Source organism: Streptomyces pyxinae (genome assembly GCF_024756275.1).
Taxonomy (GTDB): domain Bacteria; phylum Actinomycetota; class Actinomycetes; order Streptomycetales; family Streptomycetaceae; genus Streptomyces; species Streptomyces pyxinae.
On the sequence record NZ_JANUGQ010000018.1, the window covers coordinates 57,596 to 82,686 of the forward strand.

Consider the following 25,091-nt stretch of genomic DNA (forward strand, 5'->3'; position numbering starts at 1 on the left):
CGGCCGGTCAGCACCAGCTTCCGCCCTCGAGGTAGGAGAACGCCTTCCACGCGGCCTTGGTCTTGGCTCCGGCGACGCCGTCGATGCCACCGGTGTCGTAGCCGAGGTAGACGAGGAAGCGCTGAAGGCCACGGATGGTGTTGGGACCGACCTGGCCGTCGACGGTTCCGGCGTTGAACCCGCGGTCGTTGAGGAACGACTGCCAGGCCCGCCAACTGCCGGAGCCGAGCTGGCCGTCGATCGCGCCGGGGTTGAATCCGGCGTCCCGGACGTAACACTGCACACTCTTGGCTTCGCTGGTGCTGAGGCCGAGGTTGTTGACGGCCTGGACGGTGACGGTGACGGTCCGGGTGGGCATGGGCCGGGCGGGTGCGGCGGTGGCCGTGGTCGCGCCGACGAGGGCGCCGGTCAGACCGAGAACCAGACCGCCGGCCGTGAGGCCGACAGCGGCCCTTGCGCGTGTGAGCATGATTGTTCCCCTTCTTCCGGGTGGGCGACTGCCCGGGGCTGACCGCGTGCAGGCAGGTGTCTACCAGCGCGGCAGAAGGAGGGTCGAGCACTGCCCAAAGGGTTGCCCGGCAATCCGGCCCACCTGGAATCTCACCGGCGGCCACACCCGTCACCGGCGCCGGACACGGGTGCTCAGCACGCCGAATGCCCGGGGCGAGGCCGGCCGCGATCCGCCGAGCCGGGGCGCCGGTGACCACATGTTGTGCGGGAAACCACGGTTCGCGCTCACGGAAATGACCAGTTTCGCCGGGTCGCGGCCCGGTGGGACGGCGGCCGGTCCGCGCTGCGGGAGGGCGCCGGACCGCTGATCGCCGACCGGTGCCCGCAGGGCACCCCGCACCGGTTGCGGGCGGCCGGACGGCGCAGGACCACCGCGCGGCCGCCTGGTGACGGCCGCGCGACCCCGCCGCGTTCCGTGCGCCCCTCCGCCGCGTTCCGCCCGGAGTCCGCCGTGCCCCGTCCGGGCCTGCCGGGGGCCGCCGTGTCCCGTCCGGGTCCGCCCGGCGTCCGCCGTGCCCCGTCCGGGTCCCCCGGGGTCAGCCGGCCGCCTGCCGGGCGGCCAGCCGGGCCTTCCGCGCGGCCAGCTTCTCGTCGAACTTGGCGGCCTCGGCGTCCAGTCCGCCCATGTAGAGGCCCAGTTCCTCCTGGGCCCGGAGCCCCTCGGGGCCCAGGCCGTCGATCTCCAGCACCTTGAGGAAGCGCAGCACCGGCTGGAGCACGTCGTCGTGGTGGATGCGCATGTTGTAGATCTCGCCGATCGCCATCTGCGCGGCGGCCCGCTCGAAGCCCGGCATCCCGTGGCCCGGCATCCGGAAGTGCACCACGACGTCCCGCACCGCCAGCATTGTCGGGTCCGGGGCGATCTCGAACGCGGCCTTCAGCAGATTCCGGTAGAAGACCATGTGCAGGTTCTCGTCGGTGGCGATGCGCGCCAGCATCCGGTCGCAGACCGGGTCGCCCGACTGATGGCCGGTGTTGCGGTGCGATATGCGGGTCGCCAGTTCCTGGAAGGCCACATACGCCACCGAGTGCAGCATCGAGTGCCGGTTGTCCGACTCGAAGCCCTCGCTCATATGGGCCATCCGGAACCGCTCCAGCTGGTCCGGGTCGACCGCGCGGGAGGCGAGCAGATAGTCGCGCATCACGATGCCGTGCCGCCCCTCCTCGGCGGTCCAGCGGTGCACCCAGGTGCCCCAGGCGCCGTCCCGGCCGAAGAGGGTGGCGATCTCGTGGTGGTAGCTCGGCAGATTGTCCTCGGTGAGCAGATTGACGACGAGCGCCGTCCGGCCGATGTCGGAGACCTTGGACTGCCCGGACTCCCACGGCTCGCCGTCCTCGAAGAGGCCGGGGAAGTTCCGGCCGTCCGACCACGGCACGTACTCGTGGGGCATCCAGTCCTTGGCGACCTTGAGATGGCGGTTGAGTTCCTTCTCGACCACCTCCTCCAGGGCGTGCAGCAGCCGGGCGTCGGTCCAGCCGGCCGAGCTGCCGAGGTGAGGAGTGGTGAGGGTCATGCGGATGCTCCTGGGGACGGGAGTGCTACCTACGGTCTCGTAGGTTACGAGACCGTAGGTTAAGGGGCCGATAAGCCCCCGCCAAGCCCCTGTCCGGGATCGTCCGATTACGTACGGCTATGCGGCCAGCGTGCGGAAGTGCGCCGGGCGCCCGGGGAGAGGCAGCTCACGCCCCGGCTCGTCCCGAGTCCTCCCGTCCCGGCTCGCCCCGTCCCCGGCCCCGTCCCGGCTCGCCCCGCGTCCGGCCCCGTCCGCCCCGTCCCCTTCACACCGTGCCCGCGCGCACCTCCTCCCCGCTGGTCGGGCGCAGTTCGCCGTCCAGCGCCAGCCACCGGGTGATCCCGATCGACTCCAGGAACGGCAGATCGTGGCCGGCCACGATCAGCGCGCCCTCGTACGCCTCCAGCGCGGCCGTGAGGCTCCGGACGCTCGCCAGGTCCAGGTTGTTGGTCGGTTCGTCCAGCATCAGCAGTTGCGGGGCCGGCTCGGCGAGCAGCAGCGCGGCCAGGGTGGCGCGGAACCGCTCACCGCCGGAGAGGGTGCCGACCGGCTGGTCCGCGCGGGCGCCCCGGAAGAGAAAGCGGGCGAGCCGGGCCCGGACGCGGTTGTCGGTCGCGGTGGGCGCGAACCGGGCCACGTTCGCCGCCACGCTCAGCTCGTCGTCCAGGACATCGAGCCGCTGTGGCAGAAAGCGGGCCGGCACCCTGACCGCCACCTCGCCCGCCACCGGCTCCAGTTCGCCGGCGAGGGTGCGCAGCAGCGTCGTCTTGCCCGCCCCGTTCCGGCCCACCAGCGCGATCCGCTCCGGTCCGCGTACGTCCAGCCGGCCCTTCACCCGTGCTCCGTAACGGAGTTCGAGATCCTCGGCGAGAAGGACCTCCCGGCCGGCCGGCACGGCGGTGTGGGGCAGCTCGATCCGGATCTCGTCGTCGTCGCGCACCGCCTCCACCGCCTCGTCCAGCCGCTCCTTCGCCTGGCCGAGCTTCTCGGTGTGCATGATCCGGTGCTTTCCGGCCGACTCCTGGGCGGTTCGCTTCCGGGCGTTCATGACGATCTTCGGCTCGCGCTTCTGGTCGTACATCTTCTGCCCGTACCGTTTGCGCCGGGCCAATTTAACCTGGGCGTCCGCGAGTTCACGCTTCTGCCGCTGCACATCGGCCTCCGCGACCCGCACCATCCGCTCGGCCGCCTCCTGTTCGGCGGCGAGCGCCTCCTCGTACGCCGAGTAGGGGCCGCCGTACCAGGTGATCCCGCCGTCCCGCAGATCCGCGATCCGGTCGGCCAGTTCCAGCAGTTCGCGGTCGTGGCTGACCACCACCAGCACCCCGGACCAGGCCCGGACCGCCGCGTGGAGCCGGCGTCGGGCGTGCCGGTCCAGGTTGTTGGTGGGTTCGTCGAGCAGCAGCACATCGGGCCGGGCCAGCAGCAGGGCGGCGAGCCGCAGCAGTACGCACTCCCCGCCGGAGACCTCCCCGATGGTCCGGTCGAGGCCGATGTGGCCCAGGCCGAGCTGGTCCAGCGTGGCCCGGGCCCGCTCCTCGACGTCCCAGTCGTCACCGACCGCCGTGAAGTTCTCCGCCCGGGCGTCACCCGCCTCGATGGCGTGCAGCGCGGCCCGGGTCCCCGCCACCCCGAGGGCCTGGTCCACCCGGAGCCCGGTGTCCAGGGTGGCGCCCTGCGGGAGGTAGCCGACCGTACCGGCGGTCCGGACGGCGCCGCCGGTGGGGGTGAGTTCGCCGGCGATCAGCTTCAGCAGCGTCGACTTGCCGGAGCCGTTCCGCCCGACGAGCCCCGTCCGGCCGGGGCCGACGGCCAGTTGGAAGCCGTCGAGGACTTCCGTGCCGTCCGGCCAGCAGAAGGAGAGATCGGTGCAGGTGACGAAGGTGGGGGCGGTAGACATGGGGCGACTCCCGGTGTCGTGTGGTCGCGTGCGCCCATGGCGGCACGCGGTGTGCGGGGGATGCGCGTACGAGACACCGATGACGGCCCGCGGCCGCGGAGGGCCGGAGGACGGGCACGGACGACCGCCGGCGACCGGCGCCGGAAGAGCGGTGGGAGCGGCCGGCCGGGAGGGCCCGGGGCGATCGGCCCGGCAGGATGCGGAGATCCTGCGGGGCAACCCCTGGGCGGGAAAGGCCCGTTGGCGGTTCGGACGGCTCGTACGCCGAGGTCGCACGCGTCGTCGCTCAGCACGGAAAGGACTGGGCGGCGCGGTGTCTCAGGACCTCAGACGAGCAACGTCCTACTCCGATCGACGACAACAGGGCCGGAGAAGACAGTACGCGGGGCGGTGCCGGGAGGCAACGGGATTAGGGGGAGCGACGGGGCCGGCGGCCGGCCGGGAGGGCAGGGGCGACCGGCGGGCGCCGGGAGGCGGGAAGCCAGGAGGGGGGCAGGGCGGGGAGGCGACGGAGCGGGTCACCGGTCGGCGTGTCGGCCGGTGGGTCAGCCGGAGCGCCGGTGGGCGTCTCCGGCCGGGGTGCCGGGTGTCCAGGACCGGTGCGTCAGCGGGTGTCGTCGCTCAGCAGCCGCGCCAGATCCTCGTCGAAGTCGAGGAAGCGGTGCTCGCTCCCGGCCGGGACCAGCTGCTGGGCACGCTTCAGGAAGCGGCGCACCTCCGAGGTCCTGATGTGCACCATCGCCACCCCCTCCGGGGCGTGGAACTCCACCACCGTACGGTCGTAGCCGAAGGGCCGTATCCGCACGTCGCCCACGCCGGCCGGCTCCTCCACGCCCCGGGCCAGCAGCTCCCGGGAGAAGGCCCAGGCGACGTCCACGCCCTCCAGGGTCGCCGGGGCGGGAAAGCTCATCCGCACGGCGAACGGGTCGGTGAGGTCGTAGCGCAGCGTGGCGGGCACGGTCTCCATCCGGGGCGCCGGCGCGACCAGCCGGGCCTGGACGGCCTGCTCGATGACGGTGGACAAGACCTGCTCCCTGTTCGCACGGCGTGGACACGGCTGTGGCGGTACGCCTCCCTGGCACCTGGAAGGACGACGATTCCGAGCCATGCGTGCACTGGCCCGGTGGGTGAGCTGTGTCACTCCGGGGTGCTCCGGCGCTCTGGACGGCGCCCGCCGGGTGGGCTACGTTCCCGCGCCATGACCTCCATGGGGAGCACGAGACGAATGGTGTCGGCGGGGCTCTGCGGGGCCGCGCTGGCGGCCGCCCTGCTGACGACGGCGGCCCCGGCGACCGCCGTGCCGGAGCCCGCCGCACCGGCGCCGGCCGGCCGGTCCGCCACCTCCGCCGGGGTGTGGCAGCCGACCGGGACCGGGGTCACCGCCCGGTTCCGGGGGCTGGCGGCGGTCAGCCGCACCACCGCCTGGGTGGCCGGTTCCGGCGGTACGGTGCTGCGCACCGAGGACGGCGGACGCGCCTGGCGAAACGTCTCGCCGCCCGGCGCGGGCACGCTGGAGTTCCGCGACATCGAGGCGTTCGACCGGCGGCGGGCGGTGGTGCTGGCGATCGGGGAGGGCGAGGCGTCCCGGATCCTGCGCACCGAGGACGGCGGCGCCAGCTGGACCGAGTCGTTCCGGAACACCGACCCGAAGGCGTTCTACGACTGTGTGACCTTCTTCGACACCCGGCACGGGCTCGCGCTGAGCGATCCGGTCGACGGGAAGTTCCGGCTGCTCTCCACCGGCGACGGCGGTCGCAGCTGGCGGGCGCTCCCGGACGCGGGCATGCCGGCCGCGCTGCCCGGCGAGGCCGGGTTCGCCGCCAGCGGTCAGTGTCTGGTCGCCGCCGGGCCCCGGGACGTCTGGCTGGCCACCGGTGGCGGCGCCACCGCCCGGGTGCTGCGCTCCGGCGACCGGGGCCGCACCTGGCGGGTCGCGGACGCGGTGCTGCCGGCCGGCGACCCGGCGCGCGGGGTCTTCGGCCTGGCCTTCCGCGACCGGGCCCGGGGCATCGCGGTGGGCGGCGACTACCGGACCGGCGAGCCGTCCCCGCGGGCCGCCGCCGTCACCCGGGACGGCGGCCGCCACTGGCGCCCGGCGACCACCCCGCCGCCCGGCTACCGCTCCGGTGCCGCCTGGCTCCCCGGCAGCCGCTCCGCCGCCCTGGCCGTCGGCCCCACCGGGACCGACCTCACCCGGGACGGCGGGCGCACCTGGCGGACCGTGGACACCGGCTCGTACGACACCGTCGACTGCGCCCGGGACGGCGGCTGCTGGGCCGCCGGCGAACAGGGGCGGGTGGCGCGGCTGCGCCGCTGAGGCGGGCGGCGGGCGGGGGAAGCGGGATCGTCCGGGCGGCCGGGGCCCCGCCGCCCGGGCCCCTTCGGGCGGCCGGGCTCAGGAGGCGGGCAACGACTGCCGGAAGGCGGCGAGCTCGGGCACCGTCTTGGTGGCGAGGAACTCGGTGATCCGGTAGACGCAGACCCCGCCGGTGACAAAGGGGTCGGCCGCGGTGATCTCCTCGATGCGCGCGCGGTCGGCCCCGGCGGCGAGGACGACCCCGCCGTCCCGGGGGTTCTTGCGTCCCGAGGCGATGAAGTCGCCCGAGGCGTAGTGCGCGTCCAGCCAGGCGACATGCGCGTCGAGCAGCGCGTCGACACGTTCCAGGGGCGCGGTGTAGGTCAGTTCCAGTACGAACATGATCGCCAGGCTACCGACCGCGGTGGGTGGCCGGGCGCACCGGCCACCCCTGGCCGCTGTGCCCGTGCCCGTGGGCCCGGGCGGTCGGCCGCGGCGGGTTACCGGTCGCGCCGGGCGGCCGGGTCGCGCCGGAGGGTCGGGCCGTGCCGGGCCGCAGGGCGGCCGCCCGTGCCCGCTGTGCCCGTGCCCGTCGTGCCCGCCGAGCTCGTGGGCCCGGGAGCTCGGACCGCCACCCCTGCCCGCTGTGCCCGTGCCCGCCGTGTTCGTGGGCCCGGGCGGCCGGCCGTGGCGGGTTATCGACCGTGCCGGGCGGCCGGGTCGCGCCGGAGGGGCGGGCCGTGTCGGCCGGCCGGGCAGTGTCGGGCCGCAGGGCGGCCGCCCGTGCCCGTTGTGCCCGTGCCCGTGGGCCCGGGAGGCCGGGCCCTCCTGGCCTCACGGGACGACGGGCCGCTCCGGGTGCGTAGGGTGACGGGCACCATGACGATCATCGAAACCCCCTCCGACTGGCCCGCCGACGAGGCCGCCGCCCGGCGGATCCAGGACGAACTGCGGGACCGGGTGGTGCGGGACGAGCCGGGCCCGGCTCCCGGCACCGGCCTGGTCACCGGAGTGGACGTGGCCTACGACGACGACCGCGACCTGGTGGCAGCGGCGGCGGTCGTCCTGGACGCCGGAACCCTCGACGTGGTGGCGGAGGCCACCGCCGTGGGCCGGGTCGCCTTCCCGTACGTCCCCGGGCTGCTGGCCTTCCGTGAACTCCCCGCCGTCCTCGCGGCGCTGGCGGCCCTCCCCGCCGGCCCCGGCCTGGTGGTCTGCGACGGCTACGGCCGCGCCCACCCCCGCCGCTTCGGCCTCGCCAGCCATCTCGGGGTGCTCACCGGGCTGCCGGTACTCGGCGTCGCCAAGAACCCGTTCACCTTCACCCACGGCCCGCTCGGCGAGCACCGGGGTGCCGCCGCACCGCTGCTCGCCGGTGACGGGGAGGAGGTCGGCCGGGCGCTGCGCACCCGGGAGGGCGTGAAGCCGGTGTATGTCTCGGCCGGTCACCGGGTCACCCTGGACAACGCCTGCGCCCACACCCTGCGCCTCACTCCGCGTTACCGCCTCCCCGAGACCACCCGTCGCGCCGACGCCCTCTGCCGCGCGGCCCTCCGCGAGGCGACCGCCGCGCGCTGACCCGGCCGTACCCCGGTCCGGCGGCCGTGCCCCGACCCGGTCGTGCCCCCGGTCCGGCAGGCACTCACCGGTCACCAGCCGTGCGCCGTGCGGCGGACGCCCGCCGCTCAGCGGCTGTCCACCAGATGGAAGCGGACGCCGGCGGCGCGGAGGCGGTCCAGCAGGGCGTCCCCCATGGCGGCGGCGGGGGTGAGCTGGCCGGCGGCCACGGGCAGCGGGTCGAAGGCCAGACAGAGCGCGGACTCCGCCAGGAACTTGGCCGTCTCGTCATAGCCCGGGTCACCCCCGGACACCTCGGTGAAGACCCGGCGGCCACCGCCCTCGCCGACGAACCGCACCCGGAACCAGCTCCGTTCGCGCCGCTCCGGGGCCGGGCCGCGTCCGGGGGCGTACCGGCTCATCAGCCCGCGCCGGACGGCCGGCACCTGGGCGAGAGCGGCGAGCCCGGCGGCGGCCACCGTGCCGCCGAGCGCCATCGGCAGGGTGCGTACGGCCGCGTAGTGGCGGTAGCGGAAGTCCGGGCCGTACTCGGGCAGCGCCGCCGCCGAGCGGGCCACCACCCCGGCGTCCAGGGTCGGCAGCGGCAGCGCCCAGGCACCGGTCTCCCGGCTGAACCGGGGCGTGCCGAGCGGCCCGCCGGTCCGGCGCCCGGCCGGCCGGGGTTCGCGCAGCCGCCGTTCGCGCGCCGCCCGGGCGGCGGGCCGGGCGCGGCCGATGGCGGTGAGCGCGGACGCCAGCGTGCCACCGGAGAACTGGCCGTTCGAGGCGACGAAGCCGTCCACCCGCAGCGGGACGTCCCGGGGCAGCTGCCGCACCGTCCAGTACACGCCCAGGTCCGGCGGGACCGCGTCGAAGCCGCAGGCGTGCACCAGCCGCGCCCCGGTCTCCCGGGCCCGGGCGTCGTGGCGCAGATACATCAGGTCCACGAACTCGGCCTCGCCGGTCAGGTCCGCGTAGTCCGTGCCCGCCTCGGCACAGGCGGCCACCAGCCCCTCGCCGTACCAGACATAGGGGCCGACCGTGGTGGCCACCACCCGGGCGGAGCGGGCCAGTTCGCGCAGCGAGTCCGGATCGGCGGCGTCCGCCCGCAGCAGCGGGAGGTCCGCCCAGCGCGGCCGGTCGACGGCGAGCCGGTCGCGCACCGCCGCCAGTTTGGCCGGGTCCCGCCCGGCCAGTGCCCAGCGGCAGGAGGCGGGCGCGTGCTCCGCGAGATAACGCGCGGTCAGCTCGCCCGCGAAGCCGGTCGCCCCGAAGAGGACCAGATCGTACGCCCGTTCTGTCCTCTGCCGACTGTGCCGATCCTGCCGGTCCTGACCGTTCTGCCGGTCCCGCCGCCCGTCCATCCGCGCCCTCCACACCCCTCTGTGGTCCGCCGTGCCGAAAGGTCCCTGGGGCCCGCCGCCACCGGAGGCCGAGGGTAACCCCCGGGCCCCGCCGGGCGGACCGGGCACGGAGTGGATCGGGCCGGATCGCGCCGGACCGGGCTCATCGACCCCGGGCCGGTGTCGAGCCCTGGCTACGGGCCGATGGGGCCGGTACGGGCCGGTACGGACGGCCTGCGCGGCCGTTGGTCCGATCGGGCGCCGCGGACGGCTTCCCGCCGGACGGTTTTCCACAGGGCTTGTGCGGCGTCGGACGGGTTCTTAGCATCAACACTGTTACAGCAGTTGTGTCACAGTGCTTGGGGGCAGGATGGCAGGGACAGTCCACGGCCCGCTCGCCGGGGTGCGGGTGGTCGAGCTGGCGGGCATCGGGCCCGGTCCGTTCGCCGCCATGCTCCTGGCCGACCTGGGCGCCGATGTGGTCCGGGTCGACCGGCCCGGGGGCGCCGGACTGGCGATCGATCCGGCGTACGACCTCACCAATCGCAACAAGCGCTCGGTGCTGGTCGACCTCAAGACCGAGGAGGGGGCGGCCCGCGTGCTCGATCTGGCCGAGCGCGCCGATGTGCTGATCGAGGGGTTCCGCCCGGGGGTCGCGGAGCGGCTCGGTGTCGGGCCCGCCGAGTGCCACGCCCGCAACCCCCGGCTGGTGTACGGCCGGATGACCGGCTGGGGCCAGGACGGCCCGCTCGCTGGGCGCGCCGGACACGACATCTCCTACATCGCGGTCACCGGCGCCCTCTCCATGATCGGCTCCGCCGATGAGCCGCCCGTGGTGCCCGCCAATCTGCTCGGGGATTACGCGGGCGGCGCGCTCTACCTGGTCACCGGCGTCCTCGCCGCCCTGCACCACGCCCGCTCCGAGGGCGGCGGCGGCCAGGTGGTGGACGCGGCGATCACCGACGGCACCGCCCATCTGGCCATGATGATCCACGGCATGATGGCCGCCGGCGGCTGGCAGGACCGGCGCGGCGCCAATCTGCTCGACGGCGGCTGTCCGTTCTACGGCACCTACGAGACCGCCGACGGGCAGTACATGGCGGTCGGCGCGCTGGAGCAGCGGTTCTACGACACCTTCATCGAGCTGCTGGGCCTCGCGGACCAGGTGCCCGCCCGGGCGGACTTCGACCGCTGGGACGAGCTCCGCAGCGCCGTGGCCGCCCGCTTCAAGTCCCGTACCCGCGCCGAGTGGACGGCCGTCTTCGAGGACTCGGACGCCTGTGTGGCCCCCGTCCTCACCCTGCGCGAGGCGCCCGCCCATCCGCACCTCGCCGCCCGCTCCACCTTCGTGGACCACGGCGGGATCACCCAGCCCGCGCCCGCGCCCCGGTTCTCCGCCACTCCCGGCGCGGTGACCCGCCCTCCCGCCCTTCCGGGCGCCCACACCGACGAGATCGCCCGCGACTGGGGTGTACCCGCCCTCCGCCGCCGCCCGCCCGCCATCCCACCGGAGCCGGACGCCCGTCCCGGTCCCGGCGCCCCGCCGGATTCCGGGGCCCCGCATCCGCCCCGCACCCCGTCGCAGCCCCCGAGGAGGCCCGAGTGAAGCGCACTCTCTTCAGCGCCGAGCACGACGCGTTCCGTGAGACCGTCCGGGCGTTCCTCGCCAAGGAGGTCCTGCCGCACTACGACCGCTGGGAGCGGGACGGCATCGTCTCCCGGGACGCCTGGCTGGCCGCCGGCCGGCAGGGGCTGCTCGGCCTCGCCGTCCCCGAGGAGTACGGCGGCGGAGGCGTCCCCGACTTCCGCCACAGCGTCGTCCTCGCCGAGGAGTTCACCCGGGCCGGCGCGCCCGGCCTCGCCATCGGCCTGCACAACGACATCGTCGGCCCCTATCTCACCGGGCTCGCCACCGAGGAGCAGAAGCGGCGCTGGCTGCCCGGCTTCTGCTCCGGCGAGCTGATCACCGCCGTCGCCATGACCGAGCCCGGCGCCGGCTCCGACCTCCAGGCCATCCGCACCACCGCCGAGGACCGGGGCGACCACTGGCTGCTCAACGGCTCCAAGACCTTCATCTCCAACGGCATCCTGGCGGACCTGGTCGTGGTCGTCGCCCGGACCACCCCGGAGGGCGGCGCCCACGGCCTCTCGCTGCTGGTGGTGGAGCGCGGCGCCGAGGGCTTCGAGCGCGGCCGGAATCTCGACAAGATCGGCCAGAAGGCGCAGGACACCGCCGAGCTGTTCTTCACCGATGTCCGGGTGCCCAAGGAGAATCTGCTCGGCGAGCTCAACGGCGCCTTCGTCCATCTGATGACCAACCTCGCCCAGGAGCGGCTGGCCATCGCGGTGGCCGGGATCGCCGCCGCCGAGCACCTCCTGGAGATCACCACCGCCTATGTGAAGGAGCGCGAGGCGTTCGGCCGACCGCTCGCCCGGCTCCAGCACATCCGGTTCGAGGTGGCCGAGATGGCCACCGAGTGCGCCGTCACCCGCGCCTTCGTCGACCGCTGCGTCACCGACCACGGTACGGCCGAGCTGGACGCGGTCCACGCCTCCATGGCCAAGTGGTGGGCCACCGAGCTCCAGAAGCGGGTGGCGGACCGGTGCCTGCAACTCCACGGCGGGTACGGATACATGGCCGAGTACCCGGTCGCCCGGGCGTTCACCGACGGGCGGATACAGACCATCTACGGCGGCACCACCGAGATCATGAAGGAGATCATCGGCCGGGCTCTGCTGGCCTGACCACCCCGGCCCGAGCCGTCCCCGGTCCCGCCCCCGGTTCCAGCCCGCCCCAGCCCCAGCCCCAGCCTCAGCCCCGGCCCCGGCCCCGGCGTCCGTGCCGTGCCGGGTCCGGCCCGCTTCCGCGCCCCTCCCGTACGACCGCCGCGACGGCACCCGCCCGGCACCGGCACCCCACCAGTACCGGCGCCCCACCGGCACCCGGCACCCGCCCGCACCGCCCTCCCCGCCCTTCCGACACCCCCGAAAGGCCAGACAGTTGAGCACCGAAGCGTATGTGTACGACGCGATCCGCACCCCGCGCGGACGCGGCAAGGCCACCGGTGCCCTGCACGGCACCAAGCCCATCGACCTGGTGGTCGGTCTCATCCACGAGCTGCGGGACCGCTTCCCGGAGCTGGATCCGGCCGCCGTCGACGACATCGTGCTGGGTGTCGTCGGACCGGTCGGTGACCAGGGCTCCGACATCGCCCGGATCGCGGCCATCGCCGCCGGTCTGCCGGACACCGTGGCCGGGGTCCAGGAGAACCGCTTCTGTGCCTCCGGCCTGGAGGCCGTGAACATGGCCGCCGCCAAGGTCCGCTCCGGCTGGGAGGACCTGGTGCTGGCCGGCGGGGTGGAGTCGATGTCCCGGGTGCCCATGGCCTCGGACGGCGGCGCCTGGTTCGCGGACCCGATGACCAACTACACCACCAACTTCGTCCCGCAGGGCATCGGCGCCGACCTGATCGCCACCCTCGGCGGCCACACCCGGCGGGACGTGGACGAGTACGCCGCGCTGTCCCAGGAGCGGGCGGCCGCCGCCTGGAAGGAGGGCCGGTTCGCCCGGTCCGTCGTCCCCGTCCGGGACCGCAACGGACTGGTCGTCCTCGACCGCGACGAGCACCCGCGCCCCGGCACCACCGCCGACTCGCTCGCCGCACTCAAGCCCTCCTTCGCCGGCATCGGGGAGGCGGGCGGCTTCGACGCCGTGGCGCTCCAGAAGTACCACTGGGTCGAGCGCATCGACCACGTGCACCACGCGGGCAACTCCTCGGGCATCGTGGACGGCGCCGCCCTGGTCGCCATCGGCTCCCGTGAGGTGGGCGAGCGGTACGGCCTCACCCCGCGCGCCCGGATCGTCTCGGCCGCCGTCTCCGGCTCCGAGCCGACCATCATGCTCACCGGCCCGGCGCCCGCCACCCGCAAGGCGCTCGCCCGCGCCGGACTCACCGTCGACGACATCGACCTGGTCGAGATCAACGAGGCGTTCGCCGCCGTCGTGCTGCGGTTCGCGGCGGACCTCGGGCTCTCCCTGGACAAGATCAACGTCAATGGCGGGGCCATCGCCCTCGGCCACCCGCTCGGCGCCACCGGCGCCATGATCCTCGGCACCCTGGTGGACGAGCTGGAGCGCCGGGACCTGCGCCGTGGCCTCGCCACCCTCTGCGTCGGCGGCGGCATGGGCATCGCCACGATCGTCGAGCGCGTCTGACCCCCGCCCCGTCCCGCCCCCGCCTACGGAGAAGCAGCAATGACCGAGAGCACCACCATCCGCTGGGACCAGGACGAGACCGGTGTGGTCACCCTGACCCTGGACGACCCCCACCAGTCCGCCAACACCATGAACCAGGCGTTCAAGGACTCCGTGGCGGCCGTCGCGGACCGCGCCGAGGCCGAGCGCGACACCATCCGCGGCATCATCGTGACCTCCGCCAAGAAGACCTTCTTCGCCGGTGGCGACCTCAAGGAGATGATCCGGCTCCGCCCCGGGGACGCCGGGCTCGCCTTCGAGGCCGGCACCGCCATCAAGCGCGCGCTGCGCCGTATCGAGACCCTGGGCAAGCCGGTGGTCGCCGCCATCAACGGCGCGGCCCTCGGCGGCGGTTACGAGATCGCCCTCGCCTGCCACCACCGGATCGCGCTGGACGCGCCCGGCTCCCGGATCGGCCTGCCCGAGGTCACCCTCGGGCTGCTTCCGGCGGGCGGCGGCGTGACCCGGACCGTACGGCTCATGGGCATCACCGACGCCCTGCTGAAGGTGCTCCTCCAGGGCACCCAGTACACCCCCCGCCGGGCCCTGGAGAACGGGCTGGTCCACGAGGTCGCCGCCACACCGGAGGAGATGCTCGCCCGGGCCCGCGCCTTCATCGACGCCCACCCCGAGTCCCGGCAGCCCTGGGACGTCAAGGGATACAAGATCCCCGGCGGCACCCCGGCCAGCCCCCGGTTCGCCGCCAACCTGCCCGCCTTCCCTGCCAATCTCCGCAAGCAGCTCGGCGGCGCCCCGTATCCCGCCCCGCGCAACATCCTCGCCGCCGCCGTCGAGGGCTCCCAGGTGGACTTCGAGACCGCCCAGACCATCGAGGCCCGCTACTTCGCGGAGCTGGTCACCGGGCAGACCGCGAAGAACATGATCCAGGCGTTCTTCTTCGACCTCCAGGCGGTCAACTCCGGCGCCGGCCGCCCCCGGGGCGTCGAGTCCCGTCCGGTGCGCCGGGTCGCGGTGCTCGGCGCCGGGATGATGGGCGCGGGCATCGCCTACGCCTGCGCCAAGGCGGGCATCGAGGTGGTGCTCAAGGACGTCTCGGCCGAGGCGGCCGCCAGGGGCAAGGGGTACGCCGAGAAGCTGCTCGCCAAGGCGGTGGCCCGGGGCCGTACCACCGAGGCCGACCGGGACGCGCTGCTGGCCCGGATCACCCCCACCGCCGACCCGGCCGGCCTCGCCGGCTGCGACGCCGTGATCGAGGCGGTCTTCGAGGACCCGGCGCTCAAGCACAAGGTGTTCCAGGAGATCCAGGGGATCGTCGCGCCGGACGCGCTGCTCTGCTCCAACACCTCCACCCTCCCCATCACCCTGCTCGCCGAGGGGGTCGCCCGCCCGGCCGACTTCATCGGGCTGCACTTCTTCTCACCGGTCGACAAGATGCCGCTGGTGGAGATCATCAAGGGCGAGCGCACCGGCGACGAGGCGCTGGCCCGCGCCTTCGACCTGGTCCGGCAGATCCGCAAGACCCCGATCGTGGTCAATGACTCGCGCGGCTTCTTCACCTCCCGGGTGATCGGCCAGTTCATCAACGAGGGCGTCGCCCTGGTGGGCGAGGGCGTGGAGCCGGCCTCCGTCGAGCAGGCGGCGGCCCAGGCGGGCTACCCGGCCAAGGTGCTCTCGCTGATGGACGAGCTCACCCTCACCCTGCCGCGCAAGATCCGCGACGAGACCCGCCGGGCCGTCGAGGAGGCCGGCGGCAGCTGGCCGGAGCATCCCGCCGACGCGGTGATCGACCGGATGGTGGACGAGTTCGGCCGCCCCGGCCGCGGCGGGGGCGGGGGCTTCTACGAGTACGCCGAGGACGGCACCCGGCTCCGCCTCTGGCCGGGGCTGCGCACCCACTTCGCCCGGGAGGGCGCCGAGGTGCCGTTCGAGGACATGAAGGAGCGGATGCTCTTCGCGGAGGCGCTGGACTCCGTCCGCTGCCTGGAGGAGGGCGTCCTCACCTCGGTGGCCGACGCCAACATCGGCTCGATCATGGGCATCGGCTTCCCGGCCTGGACCGGCGGCGTCCTCCAGTACATCAACGGCTACGAGGGCGGCCCGGCCGGCTTCACGGCCCGCGCCCACGAGCTGGCCGAGCGGTACGGCGAGCGGTTCCGGCCCCCGGCGCTGCTGGTGGCCAAGGCCGAGCGCGGGGAGACCTTCCACGACTGATCCCCGGACACCGCTGATCCCCGGACACCGCGCCCCGGGGAGGCGGCCGGCGTTCCGGGTCACTCGGCCCGGAACGCCGCCCGCAGCTCCTCCCTCAGCGACCGCTGGAAGGCGGTGACCAGGGCCTGGAGCACCAGCGGCTGCATATGGGCGGAGAGCGACTTCATCGCCGCCACGTGCTCCGGGTCCGCCTCCCGCTCCCGGTACGGGTTCCACACCTCGTCCCGGAACAGCCGGGTCAGCTCGTGCGCCACCGAGCGGGTGTGCTCCAGCAGCACCGTCCGCGCGGCCAGGATCGTCTCATGGGCGATCGGCACATCGAGGAGCTGCACCCCCAGCCGCAGCAGCCCCGGATCCACCCGGTACGTCTCCGCACGGCCCGCCCCGGCACCCTGGTGGTTCCCCGTGCGGGTCAGCACGTCCATGGCGACCAGCCGGTCCAGGTCCTCGTCGCTGAGCGGCCGCCCCACCCGCCGCTCCAGCTCGGCCCTGCTCGCGTCCTCGGGGGCGTCCGGGGACCAGGAGGCGACCAGTCCCCGGTGGATCGCGAGGTCCTGGGCGGTCAGGTCGGGCGGCAGCTGCTCCAGATACCGTTCGATCGCGGAGAGGGTCATCCCCTGGCGCTGCAGCTCCTCGATCAGTGCCAGCCGGAGCAGATGCTCGGCCCCGTAGTGCCCCACCCGGCGCGGCCCGATCGCCGGCGGCGGCAGCAGACCCCGGGTGCCGTAGAACCGGATGGTGCGCACGGTGACACCTGCCCGCGCGGCCAGCTCGTCGACGGTGAGCGTCTCGGTCGCCTCGGTCGCCATGCCTGGGCCTCACTTCCGGCAGTCACGGGGGAACCACGGTGGAACAGTGCAACAGTATTGCTGTCTCACCGGGACTGTGAAAGTGGTGTGATCGTCCGCCGGCGGCCGTACCGGCGGGGCGGTCCCGCCGGTACGACCACCGGCGCGGGGTGCGGCCTCACGCGGTTCCGGTGCGGCTCCGCGTGGCCGACCGGCGTCAGCGCGCCGACGCCACGACGGGATAGTGGTCCGAGAGATTCGTGTAGGTGAACTCCTTGCCCCAGCTCGACACCGTCCAGGGGGCGGATTTCTCCGCGATCACCTCGTTGGTCCACCCGGCCGGACGGGCGTGGCCGGCCCGGTGCAGCACATGGTCCAGGTCCTCCCGGGGGTCGTCCGGGTAGCGCTCGGCGGCGATGGAGTTCCGCTCGGTGTCGAAGGAGTACGGGTGACCCGTGCGGGCGTCCGCGCCCACCAGCCCGGCGTCCGCGAGCAGCGAGCGGTACTCGGGCCCGTGCCCGTCGACATTGAAGTCGCCCGCCACCACCACCTCCTCGGAGGCCGGGATCCGCTTGGCGCCCAGGAACGCGTCCAGCTCCTTGAACTGGCTGCTCCGCACCCGAGCCGCCTCGCCCGCCGCACAGCCCGGGTCGGTGGACTGGGCGTGGGTGCCGACCACATGCCCCCGCGCCCCGCCGACGTTCAGCACGGCGTAGACGAAGCCCTTGTTGGAGTACCAGTCGGCGCCGCAGGCGTCCTTGTAGACGTACTGCTCCTTGCGGAGGATCGGCCACTTGCTGAGCAGCGCCACCCCGCCGTCCTCCGGGGTGGTGGCGGAGTAGGCGCCGCCGGTGGCGTCCCAGCCCGATGGGGAGCGCCCCATCACGGGCGTCTGGTGCGGATAGCGGTCGGCCGAGTTCCGCAGCAGCTGGTCCGAGGTGGAGTTGTCGAACGCCTCCTGGACCACCACCACGTCATTGCCCTGGTAGAAGGGCGCGGCGGGGATGGCCGCCGCCCGGTGCTGCTGCCCCCAGTTCGGGTACAGCGTCCGGCTGAAGAGAAACGTGTTGTACGTGAGGACGCGCAGCGCCGGGGCGGCGGCCCGGTCGGCCGGAGAAGTCGCGGCGGCCGCGGCGGCCGGCGGGACGGCGGCGGCCAGCGCGGTGGCGGCGGCCACGGCGGCCAGCGCCGCGCGCCCGGCCCGGCGGCCCCGCCGCGCGGGTGCGGCGGACGGTACGGCGGACCGCCCGGCGAACGGCGTGGCGGACCGGGGAGCGGACACCGGGGCGGCGGAGGGCGGGACGGGGTACGACAAGGGAACTCCTCGGGGGAGTGGGGAGGAAGAAACGGAGGGAGCGCCGCACATCAAAGCAGCGGCGATTACTTCCGGGTAGCCGTCCGGTGCCGGGAACCTTGCGGAACCGGGGCGACCGTTCCAACTCCGCCGGACGGCCTTCCCCGGGGCGGGCGGCACCGGGGTTTCGGACCGTGGGCGGCCACTCGGTAGGATCCGGGCATGGACGCCACCGTGACCCTCGCCGAGAACTCCAGACTGCTGCCCATGGACCTCGGGCCGCTCAACCCGACGACCGTCGACATCTTCGTCGGCCTGGTGTTCTTCGGGCTGACCTTCCTCGTCCTGGCCAAGGTGCTGCTGCCGCGCATCAACAAGGTGCTCACCGAGCGCGAGGACGCCACCGAGGGCGGTTCCGAGCGCGCCGAGGCGCTGCGCGAGGAGGCCGCCGCCGTCCACGCCCAGTACGAGGCCGAGCTGGCCGCCGCCCGCCACGAGGCCGCCCGGATCCGGGCCAAGGCCCAGGAGGAGGGCGCCGCCGCCATCGCCGCCGCCCGCGAGGAGGGCGTCCGCGAGCGCGAGCGGATCATCGCGGAGGGCACCGCCGCCATCAAGGCCGAGCGCACCGCAGCCGAGGAGGGACTGAGCGCCAACGTGGACGCCTGGGCCCGCACCCTCGCCGGCCGCATCCTGGGCGAGCCGGTGGCGAGCGGCGCCCCGGCCCGCGACTGACCGTACGGCGCCCACCGCACGCCCCCGCCGGCCCGGCGGGGGCGCACTCATGCCCGGACCGGTGCCCGGCAGGACCGCGCGGGCCGTCCGCGCCGCCGCCCGGTCCGGCCGGCCCCGGGGAGTTCCGTCCCCCGGACCCCTCGTCCCCTCCGTGCCGTCCTTCCCGTCCTTCTCTTCCACCCCCTCCGGCCCGGACGCCACACCGGAATCGCATACTGGAGGCCCCGGGAAGCCTCCCCGGGGCCGCCGGTCCCGAGGGGCCGGTGGCAGGGCACGAGCGGACGGGCACCATGAGCACGGCACCCCGGCACGACGCCTCCGCGTCCCGGTACGACGCCTCCGCGCCTCCGGTGCTCCGGTCCGGCGACGACCCGGCGCGCCGGTCGGACGACCCGGAGCCGCCACCGCCCGGCGGGGTGCTCTGGAGCCTCGCCGGTGATGTGCGCGGGCTGCTGATGCTGCCCGCCGCCCTCACCCTCCAGGTCGCCCACCCGGCCGTCGGCGCCGGGGTGGACGAGCACTCGGTCTTCCGCACCGACCCCTGGGGGCGGGGCGAACGCTCGCTGCGCTCGCTCCAGCTCTGGGTGTACGGCGGCGAGGCCGCCGCCGAGGAGGGCCGCCGGCTGCGCCGGCTCCACCGGACCATCCGGGGCACCGACACCCGGGGCCGCCGCTACCACGCGCTCACCCCGGCCACCTACGCCTGGGTGCATGCCACCGGATTCCCGGTCTACCGGCACGCCGCCCGCTATCTCGTCCGGCCGATGACCGGGGCCCAGGAGCGGACCCTCTACGCCGAGTGGCTCCGGGTGGGCCGAGTGCTGGGCCTCCACGACCGGGACATGCCGGCCACGATCGAGGAGTTCTGGCCGTACTACCGCCGGATGCTGGCCGAGGAGATCGGGGCCACCGCCGTGGTGCGGGAGCTGATCGCGCCGGTGGTGCCCGTTCCGCCGCCCGACCGGGGGCCGTGGCCGCTCCGGGCGGTGCTGCGGGTGCTCTGGCCGGTGCTGCTGCCCCCGCTGGTCCGGGCCCGGGCGTTCCTGACCGCCGGGTTCCTGCCGCCGGACGCCCGGGAGGCCCTCGGCCTTGATTGGAGCGACGCGCAGGAGCGCCGGCTGCGCGCGATCGGCCGGGTGGTGCGGGCGGTGGTGCCGCTGCTGCCCGAGCGACTGCGCTATCTGCCGCTCGCCCGCCGGGCGCGCCGGGCCCACCGGCTCGCCGCCCGCTGACCGCCGTCCCGGCCCGGAACACGTACGGCGGTGCGGGGACCCGTACGACGGCCCGGACGCGTGCTCAGCTGTCGGTGAGCCCGTTGCGGGCGATGACCTCGGCGTACCAGCGGGCGCTGTCCTTCGGGGTGCGCCGTTGGCTGGCGAAGTCCACATGGACGATGCCGAACCGCTTGCCGTACCCGTACGCCCACTCGAAGTTGTCCAGCAACGACCAGAGGAAGTAGCCGCGTACGTCCGCCCCGGCGGCCAGCGCCCGCAGCACCGCCGCCAGATGGGCCCGCAGATACGCCACCCGCTCGGGGTCGTGCACCGCGCCCGACGGGTCGGCGTAGTCGTCGTAGGCGGCGCCGTTCTCGGTGATGAGCAGCGGGGTGCCGGGCAGTTCGTCCCGCAGCCGGGTCAGCAGCTCGTACAGACCCCCGGCGTCCACCGGCCAGTCCATGGCGGTGCGCTCACCGGGCGCGACCGCGAACCGTACATGCCGCTCGGCCCCCGGCCACGGCGACGGCGCGGCGGTGGTGCCGGCGGTGACCACGGTGGGGGAGTAGTAGTTGATGCCCAGCGCGTCGATCGGCGCCGAGGTCGCGGCCAGGTCGCCGTCGCGCACGAAGGACCAGTCGGTCAGCCCCGCCGTGTCCGCCACCAGGTCCTCCGGGAGCCGCCCGTGGAAGACCGGGTCCAGGAAGATCCGGTTGCCCAGCGCGTCGATCCGGCGGGCCGCGTCCCGGTCCGCCTCGCCCTCGCCCAGCGGCCGGACCGCGTGCGGATTGAGCGTCAGCGAGATCTCGGCGCCGGCCGGCAGCGCCGCCCGCAGCACCTGGGCGGCACGGCCGTGCGCCAGGTTCAGATGGTGGGCCGCCCGCAGCGCGGCCACCGGCTCGGTACGGCCCGGGGCGTGCACCCCGGCGGCGTACCCCAGGAACGCGGCGCACCACGGCTCGTTGAGCGTCGTCCAGGTCGCCACCCGGTCGCCCAGCGCGTCCGCCACCAGACCGGCGTACTCCGCGAACCGCTCGGCCGTCTCGCGCCGGGGCCAGCCGCCCGCGTCCTCCAACTCCTGCGGCAGGTCCCAGTGGTAGAGCGTGGCGACCGGGCGGATGCCCGCCGCGCGCAGCTCGTCCACCAGCCGCCGGTAGAAGTCCAGCCCCCTGCGGACCGCCGGACCCCGGCCGGTCGGCTGCACCCGGGACCAGGAGACCGAGAACCGGTAGTCGGTGACGCCCAGTTCGCGCATGAGCGCCACGTCCTCGGACATCCGGTGGTAGTGGTCGGCGGCGATGTCCCCGGTGTCACCGTTGCGCACCTTGCCGGGGACCCGGCTGAAGGTGTCCCAGATGGACGGCGTACGGCCGTCCTCGGCGGCCGCCCCCTCGATCTGGTACGCGGCGGTGGCCGTGCCCCAGCGGAAGCCGGCCGGGAAGCCGCTCCCCGCCACCGGGGCGGGGTGCGGTACGGGGGCGTCGACAGCGGTCATGAGACAAGAACTCCCAACGGTGAAGGAATCGGTGGTGGTCGGCGAGCGGCCCCGGGGCCCGGGGCCGGTCAGCCCTTGACGGCGCCCTGCATGATCCCGCCGACGATCGCCCGGCCGAGCAGGCCGAAGACCAGCAGGACCGGAAGGGTGCCGAGCAGGGTGCCGGCCATGATCACGGACTGGTCGTGCACATAGCCGCCGCCCAGCTGGCGGAGGGCCACCTGCACGGTCGGGTTCTGCGAGGAGAGCGCCACGACCGGCCAGAAGAAGTCGTTCCAGGCGGTCATGAAGGTCAGCAGCCCCAGCACCGCCATCCCCGGCCGGGCGACGGGCACCACGATCGACCAGAAGATCCGGGCGGTGGAGGCGCCGTCCACCCGGGCCGCCTCGATCAGCTCGTCCGGCAGCGACTGCGCCAGGAACTGCCGCATGAAGAACACCCCGAACGCCGAGACCAGCCCCGGCAGGATCACCGACTGGAGCTGGTTCACCCAGCCCAGTTCCGCGATCACCATGAACAGCGGGATCACCCCCAGCTGGGGCGGGATCATCATGGTGCCCACGGTCAGCGCCAGCAGCGCGCCCCGGCCCCGGAAGCGCAGCTTGGCGAAGGCGAATCCGGCGAGGGTGCAGCAGAGCACGGTGCCCGCGGTGACCGAACCCGAGACGATCAGCGAGTTGAGCAGGGCCGTGCCGATGTCGGCCTCCGCCAGCACCGCGTCGATGTTCCGGAACAGGTCCGGGCCCGGCAGCAGGGCGGGCGGCACCCGGGCCAGATCGGCGTTGGAGCGGCTGGCGGCGACGAGGGTCCAGTAGAACGGGAACGCCGACACCAGCACGGCGAGGATCAGCACGGTGTACGTCACCGGGCCGCCGCGCAGGGACCGGCCGGTCCGCGAGCGGGACCCGCGCCGCCCGGGGGCGGGCGCTCCGGGACCGGTGCGCGGCTGCTCCGGCGGGGCGGTGAGCACGGTCATCGGCCGGCCTCCGTACGCGAACGGCGGCGCGCGATCAGGGCGTTGGCCCCGACCACCACCACGATCAGCAGAAACATCACCCAGGCGACGGCGGCCGCCCGGCCCAGGTGGAAGAAGCCCCAGCCCTGCTCGTACAGATAGAGCCCCAGGGTCTGGTACTGGTGCGAGATGCCGCCGGAGATCGAGCCCTCGAAGAGCAGCGGCTCACCGAAGAGCTGGGTGGCCCCGATGGTCGACACCACCGCCGTGAAGACGATGGTCGGCCGCAGTCCCGGCAGGGTGACATGGACGAACTGCCGCCAGCGCGAGGCCCCGTCCATCTCGGCGGCCTCGTACAGCTCGGCCGGGATGGTCTGCATACCGGCGAGGTAGATCAGCGCGTTGTAGCCGGTCCAGCGCCAGATGACGATGGTGGAGACGGCGAACTGCGAGGCGACCGTGCCCGTGCCCCAGTCCACCGGGTCGACACCGGCCAGCCCCAGCAGGTAGTTGACGACTCCGAAGTCCCGGCCGAACAGCTGGGCGAAGACCAGGGTGGCGGCGGCCACCGAGGTGGCGTACGGGAGCAGCATCGCCGTACGGAAGAACGTCCGGCCGCGCAGCCGGTAGTTGAGCAGGTGCGCGAGCCCCAGCGCCATCGCCAGCTGCGGCACGGTGGAGAGCACCCCGATGGTGAAGGTGTTGCGCAGCGAGAGCCAGAAGAAGTCGTCGGCGAAGAGCGCCGTGTAATTGCCGAGGCCCCGCCACTCCATCTCCCCGGGTGTCTGGAGCTCCACCCGGTAGAGCGAGACAAAGGCGGTGTAGAGCAGCGGGAAGAGCCCGAAGGCGGTGAACAGGGTGAAGAACGGGGCCAGAAAGGCGTACGGCGAAGCGGTGCGCCAGGCTCGGCGGACCAGGGACGGCCGGGCAGCGGCGGCGGTCCCGGCCGGTGCGGTGAGGGTCACGGTGCGGCCCTTCGGATCGGGGAAGCGGGGAGAGCGGGGAACAGCGGGAACGGCGGGGAACGGCAGGGTCAGTGGGGAACGGCGGGGAATGGCAGGATCAGTGGGGAATGGCAGGAACGGCGGGAAAGGCGGGGACAGTGGGAAACGGCAGGAGCAGCGGGAAACAACAGGAGCCGTGGAGAGGGCCGGGCGGACGGCGTGGGCCGGCAGGCCCGGCCACCCGGGTACGTCCCCACGCGCCAAGGGCTGCGGGTGAAGCGCGGCGTCTTATTCGGAGGGAGGGCCGTACGCCCCCGCGCGCCAGGGGCTGCCGGGGCGGTGCCGCGGCGGCCGGAGTACAGGCGGCCCCGGGCGGCGCGGCGGACGCCGGAGCCCGGCGCGCGGCGCCCGGCGGCCGGGCCGCCAGCACACCGCCGGAGCCCGGGCCGGCGGCGCACCGCCGAGGGCGCGCGGACGCCCGGACGCGCGGGCCCTCAGCCGGTCACATTCGCCACGCCCTTCTTCGCGTGGGACCACGCCTCCTCCGGTGAGGTGCCCTTGCGCTCCACCTCGTTGAGCGCGTTGGTGATCTGGTCCGCCACGTTCTTGTCGTGGACGCCCAGCACCTGCACCGGGGCGGCCTTGGCCGCGTCCCCGAAGATCCGGCCGATCGGAGCGCCGGAGAAGTAGGGGTCGGTCGCCCCGGCCACCGCGGCGATGGCGCCGGTGGCGGACGGGAAGTTGCCCTGTTTGCGGAAGAGTTCGGCCTGCTGCTCGGGCGCGGTGAGCCACTCGATCAGCTCGTACGCCTCCTTCTTGTGCTTCGCCGCGCGTGGCACGCTCAGATAGGAGCCGCCCCAGTTACCCGCCCCGCCCGGGAGCCTGGCGACGTCCCACTTGCCCTTGCCCGCGTCCCCCGCCTGGCCCTTGATGTATCCGAGCATCCAGGCCGGGCAGGGCAGGGTGGCGAACGAACCGGCCGCGAACGCCTGGTTCCACTGCGGAGTCCACTGGTCGAGCTTGGCGCTCAGCCCGTCGGACGCGGCCCGGGTCGCGGCCGACCAGGCGGTGCGCACGGCCGGGCTGTCCTCGTAGATCAGCGCCCCGGAGGTGTCGTAGTACCGCTCCTTCTCCTGGCCCACCATGACGGTGAAGAGGCTGCCCACACTGTCCAGCCAGGCGCTCCCGGCGGGCGCCTTCGCCCGGTACCGCTCACCGAGGGCGAGATAGCCGTCCCAGGTGGCCCACCGCTTGGCCAGCTCGGTCCGGTCGGTGGGCAGCCCCGCCTTCCGGAGGAGATCGGTGCGGTAGCACATCGCCTCGGGGCCGACGTCCGTGCCGAGACCGAGCACCTTGCCGTCCTTGGTGGTGGCTGCCGACCACTTGGCCGCCGCGAACCGGTCCTTGAGCTTGTCCGCGCCGTACCGGGTGAGATCCTCGAACTTCTCCGACTGCTGCTGGGTGACAGCGGCGATCCGGCCGACCTCCACGCCCTGGACGTCCGCCAGCCCGCCGCCGCCGGCCAGCCGGGTCTGGAGCGACTTCCAGTAGTCCTGCTCGTCCTCGGTGTCCGTCTGCTTGATCGTCACACCCGGGTGGAGCTTCTCGTACGCGGCGTACAGCCCGGCCTCCTGATAACCGAAGGAACCGAACAGGTCGACGGTCAGGGTGATGTCGCCGTCCTTGCCACCGGACGCGCCGCCCGGGGAGCCGGATCCGCAGGCGGCGAGCAGAGCCCCGGCGAGCGCGACCGCCCCGAGGCGGACGGCGGTGCGTCTGGCGGCGCGGGCAGTGGGCATGGAAGCCTCCTCTGGCTTCGGCGGGAGCGGTACGCCGGGCGGAGCGGGCGCGGGGCCGTCCTGCGGGGCGTGAACGAGAAATGGTAAGCCGGAACGCCGGCTGAGAGCGCTCTCAGGAATGCGTCTGGAGCGTGCCCGAGCCCCGGACCCCCGTCAAGACCCGAAGCCGTAACGACCGCACCCGCCCTGCTCGTCCTGACAGGTGGAAGCCAACTGAGCGCTCCGCGCCCTCCCTTGACAGTCCGCTTTCACAGGTTTTACTTTCCGGAAACTGAGAGCGCTCTCAACCCGCAGTCCCCCCACCCGCGCTGCCCACCCCGAG

Annotated in this window: 20 protein-coding genes; 8 read left to right on the plus strand and 12 right to left on the minus strand. The window is 74.2% G+C overall.

The window, feature by feature from the left end; translation table 11 throughout:
• Positions 1–7 precede the first annotated feature (7 nt).
• From NX801_RS20435 to ssgD, 4 genes are all read right to left on the minus strand, one after another.
• Positions 8–469 (minus strand): peptidoglycan-binding domain-containing protein, encoded by a 462-nt coding sequence (locus NX801_RS20435; RefSeq protein ID WP_258789244.1) that lies wholly within the window; start codon positions 467–469, stop codon positions 8–10.
• Positions 470–1,046: 577 nt separating this feature from the next.
• On the minus strand, positions 1,047–2,024 hold the full coding sequence (locus NX801_RS20440) for an acyl-ACP desaturase (protein ID WP_258789245.1): 978 nt from the start codon (positions 2,022–2,024) through the stop codon (positions 1,047–1,049).
• A 265-nt stretch (positions 2,025–2,289) separates the two neighbouring features.
• Positions 2,290–3,924, minus strand: a complete 1,635-nt coding sequence (locus tag NX801_RS20445) for an ABC-F family ATP-binding cassette domain-containing protein (protein WP_258789246.1) — start codon at positions 3,922–3,924, stop codon at positions 2,290–2,292.
• Positions 3,925–4,528: 604 nt separating this feature from the next.
• The gene (ssgD, locus tag NX801_RS20450) at positions 4,529–4,948 is read right to left on the minus strand and encodes a spore wall synthesis regulator SsgD (protein ID WP_258789247.1); all 420 of its coding nucleotides are present in this window, start codon (positions 4,946–4,948) and stop codon (positions 4,529–4,531) included.
• Between the two features lie 174 nt (positions 4,949–5,122).
• Here ssgD and NX801_RS20455 point away from each other — a divergent pair, with 174 nt between their 5' ends.
• Positions 5,123–6,241, plus strand: a complete 1,119-nt coding sequence (locus NX801_RS20455; protein WP_258789248.1) for a WD40/YVTN/BNR-like repeat-containing protein — start codon at positions 5,123–5,125, stop codon at positions 6,239–6,241.
• A gap of 78 nt (positions 6,242–6,319) precedes the next feature.
• Here the strand turns inward: NX801_RS20455 and NX801_RS20460 are convergent, their stop codons facing one another.
• Positions 6,320–6,622 carry a YciI family protein gene (locus NX801_RS20460; protein ID WP_258789249.1) on the minus strand — a complete coding sequence of 101 codons (303 nt, stop codon included), beginning with the start codon at positions 6,620–6,622 and terminating at the stop codon, positions 6,320–6,322.
• 477 nt (positions 6,623–7,099) lie between these two features.
• Here NX801_RS20460 and NX801_RS20465 point away from each other — a divergent pair, with 477 nt between their 5' ends.
• Positions 7,100–7,798, plus strand: coding sequence for an endonuclease V (locus NX801_RS20465; RefSeq protein WP_258789250.1), 699 nt, complete (start codon positions 7,100–7,102; stop codon positions 7,796–7,798).
• 107 nt (positions 7,799–7,905) lie between these two features.
• Here the strand turns inward: NX801_RS20465 and NX801_RS20470 are convergent, their stop codons facing one another.
• On the minus strand, positions 7,906–9,141 hold the full coding sequence (locus NX801_RS20470; protein ID WP_258789251.1) for a saccharopine dehydrogenase family protein: 1,236 nt from the start codon (positions 9,139–9,141) through the stop codon (positions 7,906–7,908).
• Between the two features lie 349 nt (positions 9,142–9,490).
• On the opposite strand from NX801_RS20470, the gene NX801_RS20475 reads away from it, so the two are divergent.
• The 4 genes from NX801_RS20475 (at position 9,491) to NX801_RS20490 (ending at position 15,547) form a co-directional block, all read left to right on the plus strand.
• Positions 9,491–10,726, plus strand: a complete 1,236-nt coding sequence (locus tag NX801_RS20475) for a CaiB/BaiF CoA transferase family protein (RefSeq protein ID WP_258789252.1) — start codon at positions 9,491–9,493, stop codon at positions 10,724–10,726.
• A complete protein-coding gene (locus tag NX801_RS20480; RefSeq protein WP_258789253.1) occupies positions 10,723–11,865 on the plus strand; it encodes an acyl-CoA dehydrogenase family protein in 1,143 nt (380 codons plus the stop codon). The genes NX801_RS20475 and NX801_RS20480 overlap by 4 nt, the downstream gene beginning before the upstream one ends.
• Positions 11,866–12,121: 256 nt before the next feature.
• Positions 12,122–13,336, plus strand: coding sequence for an acetyl-CoA C-acetyltransferase (locus NX801_RS20485; protein ID WP_258789254.1), 1,215 nt, complete (start codon positions 12,122–12,124; stop codon positions 13,334–13,336).
• A gap of 39 nt (positions 13,337–13,375) precedes the next feature.
• Entirely contained in the window at positions 13,376–15,547 is a 2,172-nt protein-coding gene (locus NX801_RS20490) for a 3-hydroxyacyl-CoA dehydrogenase NAD-binding domain-containing protein (RefSeq protein WP_258789255.1), read from the plus strand.
• Between the two features lie 59 nt (positions 15,548–15,606).
• Here the strand turns inward: NX801_RS20490 and NX801_RS20495 are convergent, their stop codons facing one another.
• Positions 15,607–16,356: a MerR family transcriptional regulator gene (locus tag NX801_RS20495; RefSeq protein WP_258789256.1), complete on the minus strand. Its 750-nt coding sequence runs from the start codon at positions 16,354–16,356 to the stop codon at positions 15,607–15,609.
• A 196-nt stretch (positions 16,357–16,552) separates the two neighbouring features.
• Positions 16,553–17,521, minus strand: coding sequence for a sphingomyelin phosphodiesterase (gene sph, locus NX801_RS20500; protein WP_258789324.1), 969 nt, complete (start codon positions 17,519–17,521; stop codon positions 16,553–16,555).
• Between the two features lie 330 nt (positions 17,522–17,851).
• Here sph and NX801_RS20505 point away from each other — a divergent pair, with 330 nt between their 5' ends.
• A complete protein-coding gene (locus NX801_RS20505) occupies positions 17,852–18,361 on the plus strand; it encodes a F0F1 ATP synthase subunit B family protein (RefSeq protein WP_258789257.1) in 510 nt (169 codons plus the stop codon).
• 290 nt (positions 18,362–18,651) lie between these two features.
• A complete protein-coding gene (locus tag NX801_RS20510) occupies positions 18,652–19,593 on the plus strand; it encodes an oxygenase MpaB family protein (RefSeq protein ID WP_258789258.1) in 942 nt (313 codons plus the stop codon).
• Between the two features lie 64 nt (positions 19,594–19,657).
• On the opposite strand, the gene NX801_RS20515 is transcribed toward NX801_RS20510, so the two are convergent.
• The 4 genes from NX801_RS20515 to NX801_RS20530 all read right to left on the minus strand — a co-directional run bounded on the left by NX801_RS20515 (position 19,658) and on the right by NX801_RS20530 (position 24,769).
• Positions 19,658–21,070, minus strand: a complete 1,413-nt coding sequence (locus NX801_RS20515; RefSeq protein WP_258789260.1) for a GH1 family beta-glucosidase — start codon at positions 21,068–21,070, stop codon at positions 19,658–19,660.
• Between the two features lie 68 nt (positions 21,071–21,138).
• A complete protein-coding gene (locus NX801_RS20520) occupies positions 21,139–22,047 on the minus strand; it encodes a carbohydrate ABC transporter permease (RefSeq protein WP_258789261.1) in 909 nt (302 codons plus the stop codon).
• Positions 22,044–22,991, minus strand: coding sequence for a carbohydrate ABC transporter permease (locus NX801_RS20525; protein ID WP_258789262.1), 948 nt, complete (start codon positions 22,989–22,991; stop codon positions 22,044–22,046). Before NX801_RS20525 ends, NX801_RS20520 begins: the two co-directional genes overlap by 4 nt.
• Positions 22,992–23,464: 473 nt before the next feature.
• Entirely contained in the window at positions 23,465–24,769 is a 1,305-nt protein-coding gene (locus NX801_RS20530; protein WP_258789263.1) for an ABC transporter substrate-binding protein, read from the minus strand.
• Between the last annotated feature and the right edge of the window lie 322 nt (positions 24,770–25,091).

Bases quoted from the DNA above. Each gene is read 5' to 3' on its own strand.
- NX801_RS20515 (WP_258789260.1), bottom strand. From the start codon at position 21,070: ATGACCGCTGTCGACGCCCCCGTACCGCACCCCGCCCCGGTGGCGGGG.
- NX801_RS20460 (WP_258789249.1), bottom strand. From the start codon at position 6,622: ATGTTCGTACTGGAACTGACCTACACCGCGCCCCTGGAACGTGTCGAC.
- NX801_RS20435 (WP_258789244.1), bottom strand. From the start codon at position 469: ATGCTCACACGCGCAAGGGCCGCTGTCGGCCTCACGGCCGGCGGTCTG.
- NX801_RS20495 (WP_258789256.1), bottom strand. From the start codon at position 16,356: ATGGCGACCGAGGCGACCGAGACGCTCACCGTCGACGAGCTGGCCGCG.
- NX801_RS20505 (WP_258789257.1), top strand. From the start codon at position 17,852: ATGGACGCCACCGTGACCCTCGCCGAGAACTCCAGACTGCTGCCCATG.
- NX801_RS20465 (WP_258789250.1), top strand. From the start codon at position 7,100: ATGACGATCATCGAAACCCCCTCCGACTGGCCCGCCGACGAGGCCGCC.
- NX801_RS20440 (WP_258789245.1), bottom strand. From the start codon at position 2,024: ATGACCCTCACCACTCCTCACCTCGGCAGCTCGGCCGGCTGGACCGAC.
- NX801_RS20490 (WP_258789255.1), top strand. From the start codon at position 13,376: ATGACCGAGAGCACCACCATCCGCTGGGACCAGGACGAGACCGGTGTG.
- NX801_RS20475 (WP_258789252.1), top strand. From the start codon at position 9,491: ATGGCAGGGACAGTCCACGGCCCGCTCGCCGGGGTGCGGGTGGTCGAG.
- NX801_RS20455 (WP_258789248.1), top strand. From the start codon at position 5,123: ATGACCTCCATGGGGAGCACGAGACGAATGGTGTCGGCGGGGCTCTGC.
- NX801_RS20520 (WP_258789261.1), bottom strand. From the start codon at position 22,047: ATGACCGTGCTCACCGCCCCGCCGGAGCAGCCGCGCACCGGTCCCGGA.
- NX801_RS20445 (WP_258789246.1), bottom strand. From the start codon at position 3,924: ATGTCTACCGCCCCCACCTTCGTCACCTGCACCGATCTCTCCTTCTGC.
- NX801_RS20470 (WP_258789251.1), bottom strand. From the start codon at position 9,141: ATGGACGGGCGGCGGGACCGGCAGAACGGTCAGGACCGGCAGGATCGG.
- NX801_RS20530 (WP_258789263.1), bottom strand. From the start codon at position 24,769: ATGCCCACTGCCCGCGCCGCCAGACGCACCGCCGTCCGCCTCGGGGCG.
- NX801_RS20510 (WP_258789258.1), top strand. From the start codon at position 18,652: ATGAGCACGGCACCCCGGCACGACGCCTCCGCGTCCCGGTACGACGCC.